The organism is Enterobacter sp. MG-EB028 (assembly GCF_056673305.1).
In genome coordinates this window covers 2,533,872-2,557,670 of record NZ_CP195079.1, presented here as the reverse complement: position 1 = coordinate 2,557,670, position 23,799 = coordinate 2,533,872, and the positions used below count along the sequence as shown (strand labels likewise).

Below are 23,799 nucleotides of genomic sequence, written 5' to 3'. Positions count from 1 at the left end.
GAGGCGCTATGAGTGAACGATTTCGTGACGTGTCGCCGGAAGATGCCGAGCTTCAGCCCATCATCGAGGGGCTGTTCGGTGAATATGCCGCCCGCTACGGGGACTACTTCTCTAAAGACGCGGAAGTGGAACTCACCGAGTGGTACTTAGCACCGCAGGGGGTGTTTATCGTCCTGGAGCGCGACGGGAAGATTATCGCCACCGGCGCGTACAAGCCCTTCGACGAACGCACCGCGGAAATCAAACGCATCTGGACGGACAAAACCCTGCGCCAGCAGGGGCTTGCCGGGCGCGTGGTGCAGGAGCTGGAGCGCAGGGCGGTGCTGGCAGGGTACAGCCAGATCTATCTGACAACCGGTTTTCGCCAGCCGGAAGCGGTCAGGCTTTATCTTAGCCAGGGCTATCAGCCGCAGTTCGATCTGAACCGGGATCCGGAAGAGTACAGCCAGCCGCCCTTTGACGGTCGGCTGCGCTTCACTAAAACGCTGGTACGCGAAGCGTTCAGTAAAACCGCATGAGGAACGACGATGAGCAACGTTGAAACCATTAAGGTGGTCCCGGCGCGTTATCCGCTGCGGGCCGTCGGCGCCGCGGTGGCGCTGTTTGTCCTGGCCGTCGTGATTCAGTCCGTGGCCTTTAACCCGCGCTGGGAGTGGGCGGTGTTCGCCCGCTGGTTCTTTGACCCGGTGATCCTCGAAGGCGTAGGGCAGACCCTGCTCCTGATGCTGATCGGCACCGCGCTGAGCGTGGTGATTGGCGGCATGCTGGCTCTGGCGAGACTGTCCTCGTCATGGCTGCTGAGCAGCCTGGCGTGGGCCTACATCTGGCTGTTTCGCTCGCTGCCGCTGATCGTGGTGCTGATCATCCTGTACAACTTTTCCTATCTCTACGACACGCTCTCTCTCGGCGTGCCGTTCACCGGCATCACCTGGGGCAGGTTTGAGACCATTAACGTGCTGGGGCAGTTCTCCACCGCCGTGGTGGGGCTGACGCTGGTGCAGAGCGCCTATACCGCCGAGATCATTCGCGGGGGATTCCTCGGGGTCGATCACGGCCAGTATGAAGCCGCCGCCGCGCTGGGTCTCCCGGCCTGGCGCCGCACGGTGCGGATCATTTTGCCTCAGGCGCTGCGCACAATCCTGCCGTCGGGATTCAATGAAATCATCAGCCTCGCCAAGGGCACGGCGATGGTGTACGTCCTGGCGATGCCGGAGCTGTTCTATACCATCCAGATGATCTACAACCGCACGCAGGAGGTGATCCCGCTGCTGATGGTCGGGGCTGCCTGGTACCTGGTCATTACCACCGTCTTGTCCGCAATTCAGTATGTTGTCGAGCGCGGTCTGGCACGCAGCGAACGCCGCTCCGCCGTGAATCAGAACCGCGACACCCGCCGCGCCCGTTCCGTGACCACCACGCCAGCACAGGAGCCCGTCCATGCAAGCCTCTCCTGAAGGACACATCTCGATCACCGGCGTCAGCAAGTTTTTTGGCCGCCATAAGGCGCTCGACAACGTTTCGCTTGAGATCCCTCCCGGGTCAGTAACGGTGATCCTCGGGCCGTCCGGGTCGGGCAAATCGACGCTGCTGCGTACTATTAACCACCTGGAGCGCGTCGACGAAGGTTTTATCCAGATAGACGGGGATTACATCGGCTACCGTCGTCAGGGTGATAAGCTTTATGAGCTGAAGGAGAAGGAGATCCTCAGGCAGCGCGTTAACGTGGGCTACGTGTTCCAGAACTTCAATCTCTTCCCGCATCTTACGGTGCTGGAAAACCTGATAGAGGCGCCCATCGCGCATAAAAAGCTCGGCAAAAAAGAGGCGGTGGAAAGGGCGTACAGCCTGCTGGACGTGGTTGGGCTGCGGGATAAAGCCGATGCCTGGTCACGCCATCTTTCCGGCGGTCAGCAGCAGCGTATCGCCATTGCCCGCGCGCTGGCGCTGCGTCCCCGCGTGATGCTGTTTGACGAGCCCACCTCGGCGCTCGACCCTGAACTGGTCGGCGAAGTGCTGGACGTGATCAAAAAGCTCGCCCGTTCCGGCACCACGCTGGTGGTGGTCACCCATGAGATCGGCTTTGCCCGTGAAGTGGCGGATCAGGTGGTGTTTATGGTTGACGGGAAAATCGTTGAGCAGGGGAGCAGCGACGAGGTGTTGAACCGCCCATCGCACCCGCGAACGCGCCAGTTCCTCTCGAAAGTCTTATAAGGAGTGCCAATGAAATATGGGCTTCTGGCGGGGCTGATCTTCACAACGGCGAGCCACGCCAGCATTGATCTGAAAGCCAACGAGCAGCCGATGCCGGTGACGGTGGATCCGCAGGCCGTGGCGAAGATCCCCGCCAATTACAAATTCGTTGAGCCGGGTACGCTGACGGTCGCCATCTCGATGCTGAATTCTCCGCCGCTGGCGCTGCTGGCCAGCGATAACCGTACGCGCATCGGCAGCGATCCGGATATGGCCCGCCTGTTGGCGGGTAGCCTGGGGCTAAAGCTGAAGCTGGTGCCGACGGCGTGGGAAGACTGGCCGCTGGGGATCGCCTCCGGGCGCTACGACGTGGCGCTGGTGAACATTGCGGTGACCGAGCAGCGTAAAGAGAAGTTTGATTTTGCGACCTACCGCGTCGATTCTCTGGCGTTTTCGGTGAAATCCACCAGCGAGATCCAGTCAATCAAAAGCGCGGAAGATCTGGCCGGGAAAAAGGTGATTGTCGGCTCCGGCACGAATCAGGAGCGCATTCTGCTGGGCTGGAACGAAGAGAACAAAAAGGCGGGGCGGACGCCCGCGCTGCCGGTTTATCTCCACGACGATGCCTCGGGCAATCTCTATATCCAGTCCGGCAGAGCGGATGTGTTCTTTGGCCCTCAGTCGGTTTCAGCTTACAAAGCAGCGCTTACGGGCAAAACCCGCGTGGTCGGTTTAGGGCCAAAAAAAGCCTATGTTGCGACCACCACCAAAAAAGGTAATGAGCTGGTGTACGCGCTGCAGGCCGCGCTTGACGGCGCGATTAAGCGGGGAGATTACCAGAAGGTGCTGGCGCGCTGGGGCGAACAGGGGGAAGCGGTGACGCAGTCGGAGGTCAACCCGCCTGGGATAACCTACTAATGGTGCTCTATACCCAAAATAATTCGAGTTGCAGGAAGGCGGCAAGGGAACGAATCCCCGGGAGCGTACATAAGTACGTGACTGGGGTGAGTGAGTGCAGCCAACGCACCTGCAACTTGAAGTATAACGGGTATACACTTAGGGTTTTCATCCCGCAGGGGGCAACATGATTAAACTCTATGGCGTACCCGGCTGGGGCTCGGCGATCGGTGAAGCGATGCTCACCCTGGCTGATATCCCTTATCAGTTTGTGAACGTGGACGGGTTTGACCAGCCCGGCCCGCAGCGCGAGCTGCTGCAAAAGCTCAACCCGCTGTGTCAGGTGCCAACGCTGGCGCTGGAAAATGGCGCCATCATGACCGAAACTGCGGCAATTGCCCTGATGGTGCTCGACAGATGTCCCGATCTTTCTCCACCCGTGGGGCAGGCCGAACGTCAGCAGTTTCAGCGTCTGCTCATCTGGTTTGTGGCCAACGTCTATCCCACGTTTACGTATGCAGACTATCCCGAACGCTGGGTGCCGGATGCGCCGGAACAGCTGCAGAAAAACTGCATCGAATACCGGAAATCCCTCTACTTGTGGTTTGAAAGCCAGCTTAAGGCTACCCCGTTTGCGCTGGGGGAACGGCTGACGCTGCTGGACGTATATATTGCGGTGGCGCGCACCTGGGGGCCTCGGCATGACTGGTTTGCGGCAAACACACCCAGGTTTACGGCGATTGCGGATACGGTGTGTCAACTGCCGGAACTGCACAAGGTGTTAAAGGCCAACAACATAATCTGATAACGTGGAAGGCTCACACATAACAGGAAGCCTGCATATGCCACACGTAGATATCAAATGTTTTCCCCGCGATTTTAACGACGAGCAAAAAACCGCGCTGGCGGCAGATATCGCCGAGGTGATTATTCGCCATTTCAACAGCAAAGACAGTTCGGTATCGGTGGCGTTGAACCAGGTGAACCAGGAAGACTGGAAAGCCCAGGTCTGGGATACCGAAATAGGGCCGAAGCTGGACGAGTTAATTAAGAAGCCTGGGTATTCAATGTAATTTTTGGGGCCGGGTAGCGTCGTCTTACCCGGCTTCTCCTGACTCTCACACCCTCATTTCGCAAAAAACGATAAACGTGAGTTTTATCCGATCCGTTACACTTAACGTTTCTGACTGACATTTAATAAATCCTTAGGAAAGATCGACAACAGAATCAATTAAGGACAGCAACGTTAAAGGATAATTTTCTCATGACAAAATTACCCCGGTTTTCACCTGCCTTTTTCCACCCTCGATACTGGCTAAGCTGGACAGGCATCGCCGCGCTGTGGCTCATCATGCTGCTCCCTTATCCGCTACTGTTCAGAATCGGTCATGGCCTTGGTCGGCTGGCGATGCGCTTACTTCCTCGCCGCGTCGAGATTGCCCGCCGAAACCTGGAGCTTTGCTTTCCGCAGATGAAAGCAGAAGAGCGTGAATCTTTGCTGCAGCGTAATTTTGAATCCGTGGGGATGGGGGTAATCGAAACCGGCATGGCGTGGTTCTGGCCTGCATGGCGGGTGCGGAAATGCTTTACCGTGACGGGTTACGAGCACATGGAAAAAGCCAGGGCGCAGGGAAAGGGCGTGGTGCTGGTCGGGATGCATTTTCTGACGCTTGAGCTGGGCGCGCGGATATTTGGCATGCTCAACCCCGGTATTGGGGTGTATCGCCCTAACAATAATGCGCTCCTGGACTGGCTACAGACGCGCGGGCGTTTGCGCGCCAATAAAACCATGCTCGATCGCCATGATTTAAAGGGCATGATCCGCTCGCTGAAACAGAATGAGATTTTGTGGTACGCCCCGGATCATGACTATGGCAAAGCCAACAGCGTGTTTGCGCCGTTTTTTGCGGTTCCGGATGCCGCCACGACCGCTGGAAGCTATATGCTGGTCAAAAGCGCGAAACCTGCCGTGATTCCGTTCGTGCCGCGCCGCAGGGCGGACGGTACAGGATACGAGCTGATTATTCTGGAGGATATCAGCGAGGCGTTACAGGGCAGCGACAAAGTCGCCGTGGCGACGCAGATGAACAGGGCGATTGAGCGCGCCGTGCTGATGGCACCTGAACAATATATGTGGCTGCACCGTCGCTTCAAAACGCGTCCTGAAGGCGTACCTGACCGGTATGCCCGCCGGAAACAGACGGCAACACGTGGTGATCTTCTCTCCGCCAGCGATTTTTCTGACCACTCGGGCGTTCAGCACTAAAAGCGTGCCGTTTGCGCAGAGCGCCACGCTGCAGAAGGTTTGGATTAGGTAACCTGACAGGGGAAGCAGGGGGCACACCGCCCGGCTTACCCCTCTGTTGACGGCACAATCTGAACCTGGCTTCGCATGACCTCATGACCCTGCGCATTCACATACCCAATGCGCACCGGTTCACCACTCGCTTTATCCACCAGCGTGATATGCGGTGCGGTGTGTAAAACATGCAGGTGTCCCCACTCCATCAGAGATAGCAGCACCGGGGCAAGAGCGCGGCTTTTGTCGGTAAGCTGGTATTCATACCGTTCCCGCGCTCCTTCTTCCCGGTAAGGTCTTCGGGAAAGCAACCCCAGCTCCGTCATCAACTTTAAGCGCGTTGCTAACGTCTGCTTAGTGATGCCGGTATGGTTGCGCATGGTCTCGAAGCGAGTGATGCCGTAAAAAGCCTCCCTCAAAATCAGCAAAATCCATTGATCGCCAATGATTTTTGCCCCTTCTGCGAGCCCGCACAGTTCGGGTGAGAGGTAAGGCAATGATTTATCTTTTGACACAGGGTGTTTTCCCTTCTAATCTGAGTATGATTTTTAGACCTTGATTATAGGGAGAATACAATGCCATTTGTGAATGTACAAACGATTAAAGGGATCATGAACGCCGAGCAAAAAAGTGAATTGCTGCGCCGAATGACGGACTTAATGGTGGAAATCGAGGGGAAAGGGGATCCGGCATTCCGGAATTCGGTCTGGATCCGTATTGATGAACACGAGCCGGAGCAATGGAGCCTGGGGGGATTACAGCCTACTGCTGAAATGATTGCGAAGAAATTCGCGTCGACGCAGTCGTCCTGATACGTTCGGGAGGCACATATTCCTCCCGGCGATAAGAGGTTTAATGAGCACGTAAAAGGATGTCCATCAGCCCCGGAAAGCGGGCATCCAGATCCTCTCTTCGCAATGAAATCATATTTTCTCGTCCCTGCGGACGCTGCCAGATGACCCCGCTGTCGCGTAGAACGCGCCAGTGATGGGTCATCGTGGACTTCACCACGTCGTCCGGGCGCAGCGCGTTACAGCTGAGTTCACTGCCATCGGCCAGCCGGCGGATAATCGACAGCCGGAGCGGGTTGCCGAGGGCAAACAGCACATTTTCCAGCAGTATTTGTACAGTTTCAGGGTGGTTTGGGATCATCGTTTTCCTGCGTTTGGCGTCAGATTGAGCTATATCAACAATAGGTCAACCGTTAAAAAATAGTTCGATAATACTCGTACAATAGGACTATTATAGCAAACGAACGAATGCACGACCATCCCGGTCGTCACAGACAAGTCATGAGACTTAAGGAAATATCATGCCCCGACCCATCCCTCTCGAACGTTATCGCAACATCGGTATCTCCGCGCATATCGATGCCGGTAAAACCACCACCACTGAGCGCATTCTGTTTTATACCGGGATGAGCCACAAGCTGGGTGAAGTACACGATGGCGCGGCAACCACTGACTGGATGGCGCAGGAGCAGGAGCGCGGGATCACGATTACCTCCGCGGCGGTCAGCTGCTTCTGGCCGGGTATGGACAGAGGGTTTGAACCGCACCGGATCAACATCATCGACACCCCGGGACACGTGGACTTCACCATTGAAGTGGAGCGTTCTATGCGCGTGCTCGACGGTGCCGTGATGGTGTATGACTCCGTGGGCGGCGTGCAGCCGCAGTCGGAAACCGTCTGGCGTCAGGCCAATAAATATCACGTTCCGCGACTGGCCTTCGTCAACAAAATGGACCGTCCGGGCGCCGATTTCTTCCGCGTCGTGCAGATGATGCAGGAACGCCTGAAGGCCAATCCGGTGCCGATTGTCATTCCGGTGGGTGCCGAAGACCATTTCACAGGCGTGGTGGACCTCATCAAGATGCGCACCATTCTGTGGGACGATGCGACGCAGGGCATGGTATTTACCTATGCGCCCGTGCCGGATGATTTAGTCAGCACCGCCAGAGAATGGCGGGAGAAAATGGTCTCTGCTGCGGCGGAAGCCAGCGACGATCTGATGGATAAATACCTGGAGACGGGCGATCTCGATGAAGCGGAAATCATCAGGGGACTGCGTATTCGCACCATCTCGGGCGAAATCCAGCCGATGCTGTGCGGCAGCGCATTCAAGAATAAAGGCGTACAGCGCATGCTCGATGCGGTGATTGAGCTGATGCCGTCGCCGCTGGACGTGCCTGCCATTGACGGCGTGGATGAAAAAGGGCAGCACGCGGAGCGTCACCCGAGCGATGATGAGCCGTTCTCGGCCCTGGCGTTCAAGCTGATGAGCGACCCGTACGTCGGGCAACTGACCTTTATCCGCGTGTATTCTGGCGTGCTACGCAAAGGCGACGCGGTGTATAACCCGGTGAAAGGGAAGAAAGAGCGCATCGGTCGTATCGTGCTGATGCATGCCAACGATCGCCATGAGGTGGACGAACTGCGCGCGGGCGATATCGCAGCATGCGTTGGGCTGAAGGACGTGACCACCGGAGATACGCTCACCGATCCGAACGCCGTCATCACGCTTGAGCGCATGGAGTTCCCGGACCCGGTTATCTCGCTGGCGATCGAGCCGAAAACCAAGGGCGATCAGGAGAAAATGGGGATCGCGCTCCAGCGTCTGGCGGCGGAAGATCCGTCGTTTCGCCTGCACACTGACGAAGAGTCCGGTCAGACGATTATCTCCGGGATGGGCGAGTTACACCTTGAGATCATCGTCGACCGCATGAAGCGTGAGTTTGGCGTCGAGGCGAATATTGGTCGTCCGCAGGTGACGTACCGCGAAACCCTGCGCAAGGCGGTGAAGGATATCGAAGGCAAATTTGTCCGGCAGTCCGGTGGTAAAGGGCAGTACGGCCATGTGGTCCTGAGCCTGGAGCCGCTGGAGCCCGGAAGTGGTTTTAAATTTGAAGATGCCACCAAGGGCGGTGTGGTGCCGCGCGAGTATATCCCGTCCGTTGAGAAAGGACTGCGTGAGGCGATGAACAGCGGCGTGCTGGCGGGCTATCCGGTTGTCGACGTCAAAGCGACGCTGACGTTTGGCTCGTACCACGACGTCGACTCCTCGGAGATGGCGTTTCGCATGGCGGCAATCCTCGGCTTTAAAGAGGGCGCCCGCAGAGCGGATCCGGTGATCCTTGAGCCGATCATGCACGTGGAGGTGGAAACACCGGAAGAGTACGCCGGTAACATCATGGGCGATCTCTCTTCCCGCCGTGGCATGGTGCAGGGGATGGCCGAGCAGTACGGAAGCCAGATTATTCGCGCTGACGTACCGCTGGCGGAGATGTTTGGATATGCCACGACATTGCGCTCGATGTCCCAGGGGCGCGCGACGTATACGATGGAGTTCCATCATTTTGCGGAAGCTCCGCGGAATGTTGCGGATGAGATTATTTCGCGGCGTGCGAAGAGTTAATTAATTGCACATGGTAGTCGTTTGGCTACCATGTGTTTTTTTCATTGTATAAAGTTTTTTAATATCAGCTTGTTACTTAATCAGCGTCGCCGAGCGAACTTTCCATTTCCCTTTTTCCTGAACGAGACAATCTGCTACCACGTGATCGTGTTTCTTTCCAAACGCGACATAGACGTTTGTACAAACGGCGTCAAAATCAGAGTGCAGGACGGTTATCTGATTCCAGTCCTCATCCCAATCCTGCGATTTGATGAACATATCCGCGTCGGGCATATCTTTTTCGTTACTGTCGCCTGAATACAATTCTTTTATTGCTGCAATTGTCCCTGAGGCAACGTATTCATTCATAATGTCTGGATTGAGTACGGGCGGTTTGTTCTGCTCTAACTGCGCGATATACCATTGATTGAATTTAAGCGCCGTCTGGCCCGGTGAAGAGATGCTATCTGCTATCGCGAATGGAGACAGGGTGAAAAGTAAAAAGAAGAGTGGCTTCATTAGTCATGCCTGAACAGTTCGTAATGAGGTTGTATGTTGCGGTAAGCCTGCCCTGGGTACATGGTGCGTTGAACAAAATCGCTAATCCACTGCTGACCATCGTATATGCAAACGTGACCGCTATCATGACCCACTATATTCTGAATAACCGCCACGTCCCCTGCATGAGGTTGATCGTATATCAGGCGGAAGCCAGCATTGACCAATGTGCGCCCCATGTCTTTTGCCAGACGCGTATTGGGGATTTTTAATCTTCCACCCGTTCTGATCGCTTCGGTGACGTAGTGAGCACAATACCCCGTGCTCTTCGGTTGGGCGTGTGATTTAGCATATAAGATTGCGCCATCTTTATTCCATGTCATTGATATTTCCTTAACGCGAGAGTGCTAATGCAGCAACTCTGGAAATATCCTCCGTTTTACAACGCAATAGTAAACATAAAATGCCATAGAAATTTACTATAATTCAGTAGGATATAATTTAGGAAATCAATCCAGCGCCTTCACCATTTTCCCGCTCGCCACAAACGTCCCCGCCCCAAGATGGTGCAGGGTATTCAGCTTATCCCCGTCAAACTGCCAGCGCCCGGCGACAAACGCGCGGTCATCGGCCGCCGCGGAAACCACTTCGCCAAACAGCGTATCGTATTTCTCTGCCGCGGAAGTGGCGGGTAATAACCGGCACTCCATCCACGCCAGACATTTTTCTTCAATGACCGGCAGGCCAAGTTCAGGACCGTTCACGACCGGGATCCCGTAGCAGTTGAATTTGTCCTCGTCGCGCCCGCTGACGCTACCGACCGCGTATGTCCAGTTGGCCGCCGCCACGCCGGGGATGACGATGCCAAACTTTCCGCTGCGCTCGATCAGCTCGCGTGACCAGGTGCTTTTATCCACGACTATCGCGATGCGCGGCGGTTCAAACTCAACGGGCATTGACCATGCGGCGGCCATCACGTTGCGTCTGTCGAGGGTTTCATCCCGACTGGTGATAAGCACGGTGGGGCCGTGGTTGAGCAGACGGCTGGCATGGCGTAATTCAACAGGGCGAAAATGGCTCATAGGGTCTCCTCATCTACACCGATGAGTATGGCGAAAAAGCACGTAAATCAAAGTGACTGTGTAAAATTAGTTTATAAACAGAACATCACAATCAAAGGAAACTGATGTATGTCCCCATTTCTAACCGCCTATTTCGACCGCATCGGCTGGGCGCAACCGACACGGGTGGATATCGATACCCTGCGCGCGCTGCATTTACACCACAACTGTGCAATCCCTTTTGAGAATATTGATGTTGTTCTGCCGCGCGAAATCCACCTTGAAGATCAATGTCTGGTGGACAAGCTGGTGACGGCGCGACGCGGGGGATATTGCTTTGAGCAAAACGGTCTTTTTGAGCGCGTCTTGCGTGAAGTCGGGTTTACCGTGCGCAGCGTGCTGGGGCGGGTCGTGCTGGCAAATCCGCCGCAAATGCCGCCGCGCACGCATCGCCTGCTGCTGGTCGAGCTGAACGGCGAGCGCTGGATTGCCGACGTGGGGTTTGGCGGACAGACGCTGACGGCGCCGATTCGTCTGCTTGCCAACGAGGAGCAGGAGACCCCGCACGGGCTGTACCGTCTGCTGAGCGAGGGCAACGACTGGGTGCTGCAGTTCCGCCACCACGAACACTGGCAGTCGATGTACCATTTTGACCTGACGATGCAATATTTCAGCGATTACGTGATGGGAAACTTCTGGTCGGCGCACTGGCCGCAGTCCCATTTCCGTCATCATCTGTTGATGTGTCGCCACCTGCCGGACGGCGGCAAGCTGACGCTGACCAACTTCAACTTCACCCACTGGCAGAACGGGCACGTGGAGGAGCAGATCCATTTACCGGATGCCGGGGCGCTGTATCAGCTGATGCAGGAGCGCTTCGGGCTGGGCGTTGACGATCCGAAGCACGGTTTTTCACTGGCGGAGTTAACGGCGGTGATGGCAGGGTTCGAAACTCACGGGAAATAGCCTCCTCGCTATCGGCCGCGAAACTCGCGCCGATAGCGAGATGGCGAGGTGTTAAGCAGCTTGTGAAAGTGACGGCGTAAGGACGTTGTTGAGGGAAAACCGACACGCTCGGCAATGTCATCCACAGGCTGGTCGGTTTTTTCGAGATAGCGTTGTGCGACGATAATGCGCTGGTTTAGCAGCCAGCGCGAAAAACTCTCACCGGTGGTTTGCTGAAAACGCCGGGTAAAGCTGCGACGGCTCATGCAGGCCTTTTCCGCCACGCAGTCCAGCGTGAGCGCAAGCTGGAGGTTTTTCGTCGCCCAGGCTAGCGCGTCGGTAAAGTTATCTCCACAACGCGTGTTCTGAACCGGCAGTTCTACGTATTGACGTTGTCCACCCTGGCGATGGGGCGGCACCACCAGCAACCGCGCTACGCTATTTGCCACTTCCGCACCCCAGGCCTTACGCACCAGATGCAGGCAACAGTCGATACTGGCCGCCGTGCCCGCAGAAGTGACAACGTCACCATTATCGATATAAAGAACGTCTTTATCCATTTGCACAGAGGGATAGAGACGCTGAAAATCAGCCGCCCATCGCCAGTGCGTCGTCGCAGGGCGATGTTCCAGTAACCCGGCGGCGGCAACCACAAACGCGCCCATACACAAACCCACAATACGCGAACCCGCGGCATGTGCTTTTTGCAGGGCTTGCAGGAGATCGGGGGCCGGGGCATGCTCGGGACTGTCCCAGCTTGGGACGATCACCATATCCATTCCGGCCAGCTCATCAAGCCCACGCTCGACAACGATAGAGAATCCGGCATTGGTTTTAAGCGCGCCGGGCATGGTGGCGCAAACGACCAACTGACAAAGGGGCTCGCCTTGTGGCGTTAGCGCTTTCTCAAATACGGCATAGGGCACCGAAAGGTGAAAAGGGATAATGCCATCAAATACCACAATACCAATTTTAAGCGTCATAAAAGCCTCCATGTGCCAGCCAGTATAGAAGCCTGGCTGGTGACAGGGAGCAAGTCCGGTCTTATTTTGTGACCGGCAATGCCATAACGTCTTTGGTAGTCATTACCTCAGCAAATACATCGGACACACCGGCTAATGCCGCCCGCTGAAGCGTTTTGTGATCCACCACGCCACCCTGACCGTCATCCAGATCGCGTGTTGCCGTTGCATCGTCAGGAATAATCACGCTGTAACCCAGCGGTACAGCATCACGCGCGGTGGACGAAATGCACATATGCGTCATCAGGCCAATCACAATCACCTTTTTAATCCCTTTTTTCTTTAATTGCGCATCCAGATCGGTGCCAACAAAAGAGCTCGGGGTCGCTTTGGTGATAATGGCGTCTTGCGCAGAAGGCTGCAGATCTTTATGGAACTGCGCATAGATAGATCCCTCGGCAAACAGTGGACTGTCTTTCGGCCCCATATGACGAACGAAGTAGACCGGCATCCCCTTTTGGTGGGCATAGCTAACCAGCTTTTGACTATTCTTCAGTACCTTATCACCATCAGGGATCACCATCTGACCACGAAAATCTTTACCTGCGTAATATTCGTTTTGGATATCCACCACGATTAACGCAGTTTGTGAGGCGGATAAAGACGAAGTCGCCGTTGCGCCCGTCATTGCACGAATGGTTTTGGTATTCATGCGGGTTGTCTCCTGTGCGGTAGCCTCAGTGGAAAATGCGCTCATCATGCCGATTAGCAATGCTGTACGAAAAAATGGTTTCATCACGCGAACTCCTTCTGTGTTGTGTTCGGGAGCCATTATTTCTCACTGTCGCTAACGGTATGAGTCACCTGGAGAACCAATAACGATACTTTTGGGCCATTATGAGACGGCATATCTAACGGGTTCAATCAGCGGACGATTGACCAGAACGTGGTTTTTATCGGTCGGCATCGCCTTCCCGGGCCTACACTAGCTTGAACGCAGGTCGGGTAAGGCGAAGCCGCCACCCGACAAAATCAACGGCGCGATCTCACCACCTGATACCGCCGGGTAAAGTACTCAAACGGCGCGCTCCACACGTGCACCAGGCGGGTGAACGGGAAGATAAGGAAGATCGTCATCCCCAGCACCAGATGAACGCGGAAGATCGGCGCAACGCCGCTCAGCATCTCCGATGAGCCCCCCTTAAACGTCACGATCCCCTGCGCCCAGCCGACCAGCTTCATCATCTCGCTTCCGTCAGGGTACTGGGCGGAGAAAGGAATGGTTGAAAGCCCGAGGATGCACTGGATCAGCAGGATACTCATGATAATGATATCCGGCGTAGTGGACGTGGCGCGCACCCGCTGGTTGAACAGGCGGCGGTAAAGCAGCATTGACCCGCCAATCAGCGTCAGCACGCCGCAAATCCCGCCCGCAATCATGGCTAGCTGCTGCTTAACCGCGACGGGTAAAAACCAGGCGTACATCCAGTGCGGGGTTAACATGCCGAACAGGTGCCCGAAGAAGATCCCCAGAATCCCGATATGAAACAGGTTAGAGGCCCAGTTCATACCGCGCTTGCTGAGCATCTGGCTCGACGAGGCGCGCCAGGTGTACTGCCCGTAGTCGTAGCGCAGCCAACTGCCGAGGAAAAACACGGTGGCGCAGATGTACGGATAAATGTCATAGAAAAACACGTTCAGGTAATGGATCATTTTGGGCCTCCGGCGCTGACGTCCACGTACTGCGGAGCGACGTCCTGGCTAAAGCGTCGTTGATATTGCTGCATCGGCGAGCTGTCGCACGATGTGGCGTTGTCTTCGATAAACTTCACCTGTTCCTCTTCCCACACGGCGTCCAGCGCCTGGTGGGTATCATCCCGTTTTTCACCGGATACCTGTTTCGCCACGCTGTCGCTGGAGAGCCGCGTGCCCGCCAGCGTCAGCAGGGCATCAAACAGCTGATAGTGCGCCACGCCGCGCTGCTTCAGGCGGCCGCCAATCAGCGCCAGGATCGGCGCGACGTTCTGCAATCCTTCGCGCGCCTCTTCATCAGTAACGATGCTGAGGTACTCCAGGTAGAGCGGCAGATAGTCCGGCAATTCGCGGCAGTCCAGCTGTAGCCCGGCTTTCTCGTACTGGCTCATCAGGTCGACCATCGCCTGACCGCGATCGCGGGACTCGGCGTGAACGTGCTCGAACAGCAGCAGGGACGTTGCGCGCCCGCGTTCAAACACCTCGCACCATTCGGCCTGCTTATCCAGCAGCGGGGCGCTCAGGTGCTGCTGCGCAAACGGCAGCAGCATGGGCGCGTCCTGCTCAACCAGGGAAAGCGCCTCATCGCGGTTTTCCCACAGCAGCTCATCGGGATACTCAATCAGCAGCGCGATGATTTTAAGGATCTGCATTATTCTCCCTCCCCGTGTTCGCGCACCTCGGTGATGTTGATCGCGTCGATGCGGCTGCTGTTGAAGAGGTTGAATTTGGTGTCGGAGCCGTGGCAGCCGTCGCCAAAGGTGAAGCCGCAGCCGTTTTTCTCCGGGAAGGCGTCGCGCGCCATTTCGCGGTGGCTGGTCGGGATCACGAAGCGGTCTTCGTAGTTGGCGATGGCCAGATAGCGGTACATCTCCTCAACCTGCGCTTCGGTCAGGCCGACCTCTTCGATGGCGCGGGTATCGGTTACGCCTTCCACGGTCTGGGAGCGTTTGTAGTGACGCATCGCCATCATGCGCTTCAGGGCACGCAGCACCGGGCCGGTATCGCCCGCGCTGAGCATGTTTGCCAGGTACTGCACTGGAATACGCAGGCTTTCCACGGCAGGCAGGACGCCGTCACTCTGCGGCAGGCCGCCGGCGTCCGCGTAGGACTGAATCGGCGACAGCGGCGGCACGTACCAGACCATCGGCAGGGTGCGGTATTCCGGATGCAGCGGCAGGGCGAGCTTCCAGTCCATCGCCATTTTGTAGACCGGCGAACGCTGGGCGGCGTCAATCACGTTCTGCGGAATACCCTGTTTCAGCGCTTCCTCAATCACCGCCGGATCGTTCGGGTTGAGGAATACGTCACACTGGCGTTCGTACAGATCGGTTTCATGCTCGGTGCTTGCCGCCTCTTCAATGCGGTCCGCGTCGTACAGCAGCACGCCGAGATAGCGGATGCGCCCGACGCAGGTTTCCGAGCAGACGGTCGGCTGGCCGGACTCAATGCGCGGGTAGCAGAAGATGCATTTTTCTGACTTGCCGCTCTTCCAGTTGAAGTAGATTTTCTTGTACGGACAGCCGCTGATGCACAGGCGCCAGCCGCGGCATTTGTCCTGGTCGATCAGCACGATGCCGTCCTCTTCGCGCTTGTAAATTGCGCCGCTCGGGCAGGTGGCAACGCAGCTCGGGTTCAGACAGTGCTCGCACAGGCGCGGCAGGTACATCATGAAGGTGTTTTCGAACTGGCCGTACATCTCCTTCTGGATCTTCTGGAAGTTGCGGTCGCGGGCGCGTTTTTCAAACTCGCCGCCCAGCAGCTCCTCCCAGTTGGGGCCCCAGACGATTTTGTCCATCCGCTTGCCGTCAATCAGCGAGCGCGGGCGAGCGGTAGGGAGGTGATCCCCTTCCGGCGCGCGGTGCAGATCCTGATAGTCAAAGGTGAAGGGCTCGTAATAATCGTCTATCTGCGGCAGGACGGGGTTGGCGAAAATTTTCGACAGCACGCCCATTTTGCCGCCGAGGCGCGGCGTCAGCTTGCCGTGTATGCCGCGGATCCAGCCCCCTTGCCACTCCTCCTGATCTTCCCAGTTTTTCGGGTAGCCGATGCCCGGTTTGGTTTCGACGTTGTTAAACCACGCATACTCCATCCCTTCGCGCCCGGTCCAGACGTTCTTGCAGGTGACCGAGCAGGTGTGGCAGCCAATGCATTTATCGAGATTCAGAACCATGCCAACCTGTGAGCGTATCTTCATTTTTTCGCCTCCTGTACCTGATCCCGACCTTCGCCGTCCAGCCAGTTAATGTTTTTCATTTTGCGGATCATGATGAACTCGTCGCGGTTGGAGCCGACGGTGCCGTAATAGTTAAAGCTGTACGCCAGCTGGGCATAGCCGCCGATCATGTGCGTCGGTTTCGGGCAGACGCGGGTGACCGAGTTGTGGATCCCGCCGCGCCGTCCGGTCACTTCTGACCCCGGAATGTTCAGGATGCGCTCCTGGGCGTGGTACATCATGGTCATTCCCGGCGGCACGCGCTGGCTGACCACCGCGCGGGCGGTGAGGGCGCCGTTGGCGTTGAAGGCTTCGATCCAGTCGTTGTCCTCAATGCCCAGCTCGCGCGCGTCGGTTTCGCTGATCCAGACGATGGGGCCGCCGCGCGACAGGGTCTGCATCAGCAGGTTTTCGCTGTAGGTGGAGTGAATGCCCCATTTCTGGTGCGGCGTCAGGAAGTTGAGCGCTTTTTCCGGGAAGCCGTTCGGTGGGATCTCGCGCATATGGGTGACGCTGCGGGTGTCAATCGGTGGACGATAGGCCACCAGGCTCTCACCGAAGGCGCGCATCCAGGGATGATCCTGATACAGCTGCTGCCGACCAGAGAGGGTACGCCACGGGATCAGCTCGTGGACGTTGGTATAGCCCGCGTTGTAGGAGACATGCTCGCTTTCCAGGCCGGACCAGGTCGGGCTGGAGATGATTTTACGCGGCTGCGCCTGGATATCGCGGAAGCGGATCTTCTCGTCTTCCTTATTCAGCGCCAGGTGGGTGTGATCGCGCCCGGTCAGTTCCCCGAGCGCTTCCCAGGCCTTCACCGCCACCTGGCCGTTGGTTTCCGGCGCGAGGGCGAGGATCACCTCGGAGGCATCAATGGCGGTTTCAATACGCGGTCGGCCTTTCGCCGGGCCGTCGAGCTTGACGTAGTTGAGCTTGCCGAGGAAATCCACCTCGTTCTGGGTGTTCCACGATATGCCTTTTCCGCCGTTGCCGAGCGTGTCCATCAGCGGGCCGAGGGAGGTGAAGCGCTCCCAGGTTTCCGGGTAGTTACGTTCGACCACGGCGATGTTCGGAGCCGTTTTACCGGGGATCAGATCGCATTCCCCTTTGCGCCAGTCCTGAATATCAAACGGCTGCGACAGTTCCGCCGGGGAGTCGTGCTGTAACGGCTGCAACACCACGTCAGTTTCAGTGCCCAGGTGGCCGACGCAGACCTCGGAGAAAACTTTGGCGATGCCTTTGTAGATCTCCCAGTCGCTGCGCGATTCCCACGCCGGGTCGACGGCGGCCGAGAGCGGGTGAATAAACGGGTGCATGTCCGAGGTATTCATATCGTCTTTTTCATACCAGGTGGCGGTCGGCAGAACGATATCCGAGAACAGGCAGGTGCTGGACATACGGAAGTCGAGCGTTACCAGCAGGTCCAGCTTGCCCTCGATGGCGGCGGTTTGCCACTCCACTTCCTCAGGCTTCACGTCGTCCGTTGAGCCTAAATCCTCGCCCTGAATGCCGCTCTCGGTGCCGAGCAGGTATTTCAGCATGTACTCGTGGCCTTTCCCGGACGAGCCGAGCAGGTTAGAGCGCCAGACGAACAGGTTGCGTGGATGGTTCTTACCGTTGTCCGGCTGCTCGCAGGCGAAGCGGATATCGCCGGATTTTAACGCCTGAACGGTGTACTCCTGCGGCGTCATGCCTGCCGCATCCGCGCGGGCTTTTATGTGCAGCGGATTCAGGCTGAGCTGCGGCGCCGACGGCAGCCAGCCCATGCGCTCGGCGCGGACGTTGAAGTCGATCAAGTGTCCGGTGAATTTCGACGTATCTGCCAGCGGGGAGAGCAGTTCCTGCGCAGTCAGCTTCTCGTAGCGCCACTGGCTGGCGTGGTTGTAGAAGAAGGAGGTACTGTTCATCTGGCGCGGCGGGCGGTTCCAGTCCAGCGCGAAGGCCAGCGGCAGCCAGCCGGTTTGCGGGCGTAGCTTCTCCTGGCCCACATAGTGGGACCAGCCGCCGCCGCTCTGCCCGACGCAGCCGCAGAAGACCAGCATGTTGATCATCCCGCGGTAGTTCATGTCCATGTGGTACCAGTGGTTCACCCCGGCACCGAGGATGATCATTGAGCGACCGTGCGTTTTGTGCGCCGTGTCGGCAAACTCGCGGGCGATTTTTTCAATCAGCCAGGCGGGCACGCCGGTGATCTGCTCGCCCCAGGCGGGGGTATAAGCTTTGATCTGGTCATAGCCTTCTGCGGCGTTACTGTCTTCCAGGCCGCGATCGAGACCGTAGTTAGCCAGCACCAGATCGTAAACGCTGACCACGCGTTTCTCGCTGCCGTCGGCGAGCGTCAGGGTTTTGCTCGGCACGCGGCGCGTCAGCACCGGCTCCTGCTTCACGCTGCGGAAGTGCGGGTTTTCGTTGCCGCCAAAGTAGGGGAAGGCAACGTCCGCAACGCTATCGTGGGTAATGAGCAGCGAAAGCGTCAGTTCGGTTTCCTGGCCTGCGGCAAGCGATTCCAGGTTCCATTTGCCTTTTTCTCCCCAGCGGAAACCGATAGATCCGTTTGGCACCACCAGATCCCCGGCAATATTGAAGGCGACGGTCTTCCACTCTGGGTTATTAGTTTCCCCCAGCCCGTCGACAAGGTCCGAGGCGCGCAGCATCCGGCCCGGCACCACGCGACCGTCTGACTGCTCATCCAGCAGGACCAGCATCGGCATGTCGGTATAGCGGCGGCAGTAGTTAAGGAAGTAATCGCTCGGGTTATCGAGGTGGAACTCTTTGAGGATCACGTGGCCCATCGCCATGGCGAGGGCGCTGTCGGTGCCCTGTTTGGGGGCCAGCCACTGGTCGCTGAGCTTGGCGACCTCCGAGAAGTCCGGCGTAATGGCGACGGTCTTGGTGCCTTTGTAGCGCACCTCGGTAAAGAAGTGGGCGTCCGGAGTACGCGTTTGCGGCACGTTCGAGCCCCAGGCAATGATATAGCTGGAGTTGTACCAGTCGGCGGACTCCGGCACGTCGGTCTGCTCGCCCCAGGTCATCGGCGATGCAGGCGGCAGGTCACAGTACCAGTCGTAGAAGCTCAGGCAGGTGCCGCCCAGCAGGGAGAGATAGCGCGTGCCGGCGGCGTAGGAGACCATCGACATCGCCGGAATAGGCGAGAAACCGGCCACGCGATCCGGGCCGTAGTGTTTGATGGTCCAGACGTTGGCGGCGGCAATCAGCTGGTTTAGCTCTTTCCAGTTCGAGCGGATAAACCCGCCTTTACCGCGCGCCTTCCTGTAGCTCTGCGCCTTTTGCGGATCGTTTTGAATGGCATCCCAGGCGAGCACCGGATCGGTATGCTGCTCCAGCGCCTCGCGCCAGAGTTCAATCAGCCGGCGGCGCACCAGCGGGTATTTGAGACGGTTGGCGCTGTAGAGATACCACGAGTAGCTTGCGCCACGCGGGCAGCCGCGCGGCTCGTGGTTGGGCAGGTCAGGGCGGGTGCGGGGGTAATCGGTCTGCTGGGTTTCCCAGGTCACCAGGCCGTTTTTGACGTAAATCTTCCAGCTGCAGGAGCCGGTGCAGTTCACGCCGTGGGTGGAACGCACAATCTTGTCGAACTGCCAGCGCTGACGGTAGCTGTCCTCCCAGTCGCGGTTGGTGTGATACACCTGCCCGTGCCCATCGGCGAAACTGTCACCTTTTGTTTTGAAGTAACGGAAGCGGTCCAGCAGTTTGCTCATGACATTTCTCCTGCTTCGATAGCATGGCCGGAGAGTGCTGCATCACGCTCCGGCGAAGATGTAATTTTTATTTTTGTGAGGATTTGCGGCCGTACACCAGCCAGGTGACAAGCACGCAGACGATGTAAAACGCGAGGAAGACCTTCATGGCACCGACCGGCGACCCGGTCATCGCCAGCGAGGTGCCAAAGGCTTTGGGAATAAAGAACCCGCCAACGGCGCCGATGGCGGAGATAAAGCCCAGCGCGGCGGCGGTCTCCGTCACCGCTTCGTGCTGCGCCTGTTCGTCCGTGCCGCCCTGCTTTTTGACGCGGTCGAGGGTGATTTGGCGGAAAATAATCGCGATCATCTGGAAGGTCGAACCGCTGCCCAGCCCGGCGGTAAGGAACAGGCCCATAAACACCAGATAGAAGGCGACAAAGCTGCCGGAGCCAGAGCCGGGCAGGGTCAGGAAGATCAGGGCGCTAAAGAGGGCCATAAAGACGAAGTTAATCAGCGTGACCCGCACGCCGCCCAGCTTGTCAGAGATCATCCCGCCCGCTGAACGCGCCAGCGCGCCGATAAGTGGGCCAAAGAAGGCGAGGTGCAGGATGTTCACGTCCGGGAACTGGGTTTTTGACAGCATGGCAAAGCCCGCCGAGAAGCCGATAAAGGAGCCGAAGGTCGCCAGATAGAGCAGGCTTAGCAGCCAGAGGTGAAAGCGCTTCAGCACCGGCAGCTGGCTGGCGATGGAGGCTTTTGAACTGGCAATATCGTTCATGCCGAAAAATGCCGCAAGGGTTGCCAGCAGCAGCAGCGGCGCCCAGATCCAGGCCGCATTGGCCAGCCACATCGTCGAGCCGTCCTCCTGCGGCACGCCGTGCACGCCGAGGAAGGTAAACATCGGCAGGAAAATCACCAATGGCGCCACCAGCTGCATCACGCTGACGCCCAGGTTGCCCAGCCCGCCGTTGATGCCCAGCGCGCTGCCCTGTCTGGCTTTCGGGAAGAAGAAGCTGATGTTACCCATGCTGGATGCGAAGTTGGCTCCGGCAAAACCGCAGAGCAGCGCGATGATGATAAAAACCCAGTACGGGGTGGCCGTATTTTGAACGGCAATCCCCAGCCAGACGCAGGGAATAATCAGGATAACGGTACTCAATACCGTCCAGTAACGTCCGCCAAATATTGGCACCATAAACGAGTAGGGCACGCGTAATATCGCGCCGGAGAGCGAAGGTAATGCCGTTAGCATAAAAAGCTCATCGGTGGAGAAATTAAATCCGACTTTATTGAGGTTGACCGCAACGGCGCTAAATAGCATCCACACGCAAAACGCAAGGAGCAGACAAACCACAGAAATCCATAGGTTTCTTCGTGCGATATGTTTTCCTTTATTCTCCCAAAATTGCGCGTTTTCAGGTTTCCAGTTACTCAACAGATGCTGATTATTCTTTTCACTTTGTTGCGACATATCGCCCTCTTGCTTACCTTGACGGAGAGAAAAATGAAGTAAAAACAAAAAGATGGGTGGTTATGTATTATTGGGTTTTTAGGATGTTTTGGGATACATCTGAAAGGATAGATAAAAAAGCGAACCCCCGAGATTAGAATGGAAATAAGGGTTCGCTTAATGTGTTACTAATTGTAAATGTCGCGTAAATTAATACTCCTGAAGGAGTATTAAAACAATTCCAGCGTGATAAGTTTGTCGAGATGCTTATTAAACGCCGTATCGTCCATTTCAGGCATATTTAATACGGCGATCCCATCCAGGCCACAAACCAGCCCTATTAAACGCCAGGCGATATTTTCCGCCCGATCGCTAAGCGTGAACGCGCAGGCAGCCGCCCCGGCACGGATAATCGCCACGGTCTCCTGATGCCACATCTCCATGGTCAGGACATAAGCCGCTTTGATCTCGGGATCCCGGCTGGCGAGAATTTGGGCTTCCCGCCAGAGGCGAATGTAAGGTTCAAGGCCACCGTCGTCACTGCCGAGCATGCTGTGCAGCCGTTCCCGCCAGCTGGCGTTTTCGCCCACCACGTCGGCATCCAGCAGCTCGCGGATCACGCGCACAAACGCCAGCGATTTTAACTCGCCGCCGGAGGCAAAGTGGTGGTGGACCTGTCCGGTCGCGACGCCCGCTTCTGCGGCAATGCGCCGTACCGTCATAGCGGCCAGCCCCTCGCTCAGGGCCACACGCATCGCGGCCTGGAGGATTGCTTCCCGTCTCTCTTCCTTGTTCAAATACCGCATTTTTTTCTACCCTCAATAGGACCGAAACGAGTGTAACAAAAAGCTGGACATGCGTTCAACTTTACGTAGGATCGCATCCTGGACATGTGTCCATGTTTGAATAAAAAGGAAATTTATGTTTCGTCAGTGGTTAGCGTTAGTGATTATCGTGCTGGTGTATATCCCGGTGGCGATTGACGCGACGGTGCTGCACGTGGCGGCGCCGACATTGAGCATGACGCTGGGCGCCAGCGGCAATGAATTGCTGTGGATCATCGATATTTACTCGCTGGTAATGGCGGGAATGGTGCTGCCGATGGGCGCCCTGGGTGACCGCATCGGTTTTAAACGGCTATTGATGATCGGCAGCACGCTGTTTGGCCTGTCGTCGTTGGCGGCCGCGTTTGCCCCCTCTGCAGGGTGGCTGATAGCGGCGCGCGCCTCGCTGGCGATCGGTGCGGCAATGATCATCCCGGCTACGCTTGCGGGGATCCGCACGCTCTTTACCGACGCGAAAGATCGCAACATCGCGCTCGGCGTCTGGGCGGCGGTGGGTTCAGGCGGGGCGGCGTTTGGTCCGCTGATTGGCGGTATGCTGCTGGAGCACTTCTACTGGGGCTCGGTATTTTTGATCAACGTGCCGATCGTGCTTATCGTCGTTACCCTTGCCGCGCGCTTTGTCCCGCAGCAGGAAGGGCGCCCTGAGCAGCCGTTAAATATCAGCCATGCGATCATGCTGATTGTGGCCATTCTACTGCTGGTCTACAGCGCCAAAACTGCGTTAAAAGGCGTTCTGTCGCCGTGGCTTGTGGCGTGTACCTTGCTCACGGGGGCCGTGATGCTGTTTATTTTCGTGCGTATCCAGCTGCGCGCCCGCGTGCCGATGATCGACATGCGCCTGTTCTGTCACCGCATCATTTTAAGCGGCGTGGTGATGGCGATGACGGCGATGATCGCGCTGGTGGGCTTTGAACTGCTGATGGCGCAAGAGCTGCAGTTTGTCCACGGCTTTACGCCCTTCGAGGCGGGCATGTTCATGCTCCCGGTGATGGTGGCTAGCGGATTCAGCGGGCCGATCGCCGGTGTGCTGGTGGGCCGTCTGGGGCTGCGCATTGTCGCTGCGGGTGGTATGGGCCTCAGTGCGGTCAGCTTTATCGGTCTGTCGATGCTTGATTTCAGCACGCAGCAGTGGCCGGCGTGGGGCCTGATGGTGCTGCTGGGCTTTAGCGCCGCCAGCGCGCTTCTGGCCTCGACCTCGGCCATTATGGCGGCCGCGCCGAAAGAGAAAGCTGCCGCCGCAGGGGCCATTGAAACCATGTCCTATGAACTGGGCGCCGGGCTGGGGATCGCCATCTTTGGTCTGCTGTTGACCCGCAGCTTCTCCGCGTCAATTAATCTGCCGCAGGGGCTCAATGCATCGCTCGTCGACCAGGCTTCGTCATCCATAGGTGAGGCAATGAAGGTAGCGCAGGATCTGACGCCAACGCTGGCGGAGCCGGTGATTGAGGCGGCGAAAAGCGCGTTTATCACCTCGCACAGCGTGGCGCTGGGCAGCGCAGGAGGAATGCTGTTGCTGCTGGCCGTCGGGATCTGGTTTAGCCTGGCGAAGGTGCCGAAGCCGTAAAATGTGCCAGGTTGAGCTTACCGGGC

At 57.3% G+C, this 23,799-nt stretch carries 24 protein-coding genes; 11 read left to right on the top strand and 13 right to left on the bottom strand.

What is annotated here, in order from left to right; translation table 11 throughout:
* Window positions 1-8: 8 nt before the first annotated feature.
* The 7 genes from ACR42C_RS12165 to ACR42C_RS12135 all read left to right on the top strand — a co-directional run bounded on the left by ACR42C_RS12165 (window position 9) and on the right by ACR42C_RS12135 (window position 5,353).
* A complete protein-coding gene (locus ACR42C_RS12165) occupies window positions 9-518 on the top strand; it encodes a GNAT family N-acetyltransferase (RefSeq protein WP_439209807.1) in 510 nt (169 codons plus the stop codon).
* Window positions 519-527: 9 nt separating this feature from the next.
* The gene (locus ACR42C_RS12160) at window positions 528-1,454 is read left to right on the top strand and encodes an amino acid ABC transporter permease (protein WP_479984144.1); all 927 of its coding nucleotides are present in this window, start codon (window positions 528-530) and stop codon (window positions 1,452-1,454) included.
* Entirely contained in the window at window positions 1,438-2,211 is a 774-nt protein-coding gene (locus ACR42C_RS12155; RefSeq protein ID WP_163329568.1) for an amino acid ABC transporter ATP-binding protein, read from the top strand. The genes ACR42C_RS12160 and ACR42C_RS12155 overlap by 17 nt, the downstream gene beginning before the upstream one ends.
* Window positions 2,212-2,220: 9 nt before the next feature.
* Window positions 2,221-3,108, top strand: coding sequence for an ABC transporter substrate-binding protein (locus tag ACR42C_RS12150; RefSeq protein ID WP_479984143.1), 888 nt, complete (start codon window positions 2,221-2,223; stop codon window positions 3,106-3,108).
* Between the two features lie 166 nt (window positions 3,109-3,274).
* Window positions 3,275-3,892, top strand: coding sequence for a glutathione S-transferase family protein (locus tag ACR42C_RS12145; protein ID WP_320720559.1), 618 nt, complete (start codon window positions 3,275-3,277; stop codon window positions 3,890-3,892).
* 37 nt (window positions 3,893-3,929) lie between these two features.
* Window positions 3,930-4,160 (top strand): tautomerase PptA, encoded by a 231-nt coding sequence (pptA, locus tag ACR42C_RS12140; RefSeq protein ID WP_316379223.1) that lies wholly within the window; start codon window positions 3,930-3,932, stop codon window positions 4,158-4,160.
* 191 nt (window positions 4,161-4,351) lie between these two features.
* Window positions 4,352-5,353, top strand: coding sequence for a Kdo(2)-lipid IV(A) acyltransferase (locus ACR42C_RS12135; RefSeq protein ID WP_320720558.1), 1,002 nt, complete (start codon window positions 4,352-4,354; stop codon window positions 5,351-5,353).
* An 86-nt stretch (window positions 5,354-5,439) separates the two neighbouring features.
* Here the strand turns inward: ACR42C_RS12135 and ACR42C_RS12130 are convergent, their stop codons facing one another.
* Window positions 5,440-5,901, bottom strand: coding sequence for a winged helix-turn-helix transcriptional regulator (locus ACR42C_RS12130; protein WP_320720557.1), 462 nt, complete (start codon window positions 5,899-5,901; stop codon window positions 5,440-5,442).
* Window positions 5,902-5,961: 60 nt separating this feature from the next.
* Here ACR42C_RS12130 and ACR42C_RS12125 point away from each other — a divergent pair, with 60 nt between their 5' ends.
* On the top strand, window positions 5,962-6,198 hold the full coding sequence (locus tag ACR42C_RS12125) for a tautomerase family protein (protein ID WP_316379220.1): 237 nt from the start codon (window positions 5,962-5,964) through the stop codon (window positions 6,196-6,198).
* Window positions 6,199-6,238: 40 nt separating this feature from the next.
* Here the strand turns inward: ACR42C_RS12125 and ACR42C_RS12120 are convergent, their stop codons facing one another.
* A complete protein-coding gene (locus tag ACR42C_RS12120; RefSeq protein ID WP_479984142.1) occupies window positions 6,239-6,538 on the bottom strand; it encodes an ArsR/SmtB family transcription factor in 300 nt (99 codons plus the stop codon).
* Window positions 6,539-6,698: 160 nt separating this feature from the next.
* On the opposite strand from ACR42C_RS12120, the gene fusA reads away from it, so the two are divergent.
* Window positions 6,699-8,801, top strand: coding sequence for an elongation factor G (gene fusA / locus ACR42C_RS12115; protein ID WP_320720556.1), 2,103 nt, complete (start codon window positions 6,699-6,701; stop codon window positions 8,799-8,801).
* Window positions 8,802-8,873: 72 nt separating this feature from the next.
* Here fusA and ACR42C_RS12110 read toward each other — a convergent pair whose 3' ends face one another.
* From ACR42C_RS12110 to ACR42C_RS12100, 3 genes are all read right to left on the bottom strand, one after another.
* Entirely contained in the window at window positions 8,874-9,299 is a 426-nt protein-coding gene (locus ACR42C_RS12110; RefSeq protein WP_316379217.1) for a DUF3828 domain-containing protein, read from the bottom strand.
* Window positions 9,299-9,661: a CHAP domain-containing protein gene (locus ACR42C_RS12105; RefSeq protein WP_316379216.1), complete on the bottom strand. Its 363-nt coding sequence runs from the start codon at window positions 9,659-9,661 to the stop codon at window positions 9,299-9,301. The genes ACR42C_RS12110 and ACR42C_RS12105 overlap by 1 nt, the downstream gene beginning before the upstream one ends.
* 126 nt (window positions 9,662-9,787) lie before the next feature.
* Window positions 9,788-10,360: a flavin reductase family protein gene (locus ACR42C_RS12100; protein ID WP_316379215.1), complete on the bottom strand. Its 573-nt coding sequence runs from the start codon at window positions 10,358-10,360 to the stop codon at window positions 9,788-9,790.
* 108 nt (window positions 10,361-10,468) lie between these two features.
* Here ACR42C_RS12100 and nhoA point away from each other — a divergent pair, with 108 nt between their 5' ends.
* A complete protein-coding gene (nhoA, locus tag ACR42C_RS12095; protein WP_320720555.1) occupies window positions 10,469-11,305 on the top strand; it encodes an N-hydroxyarylamine O-acetyltransferase in 837 nt (278 codons plus the stop codon).
* Window positions 11,306-11,313: 8 nt separating this feature from the next.
* On the opposite strand, the gene ACR42C_RS12090 is transcribed toward nhoA, so the two are convergent.
* From ACR42C_RS12090 to ACR42C_RS12055, 8 genes are all read right to left on the bottom strand, one after another.
* Complete coding sequence (locus ACR42C_RS12090) at window positions 11,314-12,267, bottom strand: GlxA family transcriptional regulator (RefSeq protein WP_320720554.1); 954 nt, start codon at window positions 12,265-12,267, stop codon at window positions 11,314-11,316.
* Between the two features lie 61 nt (window positions 12,268-12,328).
* A complete protein-coding gene (locus ACR42C_RS12085) occupies window positions 12,329-13,042 on the bottom strand; it encodes an isochorismatase family protein (protein ID WP_320720553.1) in 714 nt (237 codons plus the stop codon).
* A gap of 236 nt (window positions 13,043-13,278) precedes the next feature.
* Window positions 13,279-13,959 carry a respiratory nitrate reductase subunit gamma gene (narI, locus tag ACR42C_RS12080; protein WP_061098122.1) on the bottom strand — a complete coding sequence of 227 codons (681 nt, stop codon included), beginning with the start codon at window positions 13,957-13,959 and terminating at the stop codon, window positions 13,279-13,281.
* On the bottom strand, window positions 13,956-14,651 hold the full coding sequence (gene narW, locus ACR42C_RS12075; protein WP_479984141.1) for a nitrate reductase molybdenum cofactor assembly chaperone: 696 nt from the start codon (window positions 14,649-14,651) through the stop codon (window positions 13,956-13,958). The genes narI and narW overlap by 4 nt, the downstream gene beginning before the upstream one ends.
* Complete coding sequence (narH, locus tag ACR42C_RS12070) at window positions 14,651-16,195, bottom strand: nitrate reductase subunit beta (RefSeq protein ID WP_008501747.1); 1,545 nt, start codon at window positions 16,193-16,195, stop codon at window positions 14,651-14,653. The genes narW and narH overlap by 1 nt, the downstream gene beginning before the upstream one ends.
* Entirely contained in the window at window positions 16,192-19,932 is a 3,741-nt protein-coding gene (locus ACR42C_RS12065) for a nitrate reductase subunit alpha (RefSeq protein ID WP_479984140.1), read from the bottom strand. Before ACR42C_RS12065 ends, narH begins: the two co-directional genes overlap by 4 nt.
* A 67-nt stretch (window positions 19,933-19,999) precedes the next feature.
* Window positions 20,000-21,385, bottom strand: a complete 1,386-nt coding sequence (locus tag ACR42C_RS12060) for a NarK family nitrate/nitrite MFS transporter (RefSeq protein WP_479984139.1) — start codon at window positions 21,383-21,385, stop codon at window positions 20,000-20,002.
* 209 nt (window positions 21,386-21,594) lie between these two features.
* Window positions 21,595-22,170, bottom strand: coding sequence for a TetR family transcriptional regulator (locus ACR42C_RS12055; RefSeq protein ID WP_479984138.1), 576 nt, complete (start codon window positions 22,168-22,170; stop codon window positions 21,595-21,597).
* A 115-nt stretch (window positions 22,171-22,285) separates the two neighbouring features.
* Here ACR42C_RS12055 and ACR42C_RS12050 point away from each other — a divergent pair, with 115 nt between their 5' ends.
* Window positions 22,286-23,773 (top strand): SmvA family efflux MFS transporter, encoded by a 1,488-nt coding sequence (locus ACR42C_RS12050; RefSeq protein WP_479984137.1) that lies wholly within the window; start codon window positions 22,286-22,288, stop codon window positions 23,771-23,773.
* The last annotated feature ends 26 nt before the right edge of the window (window positions 23,774-23,799 follow it).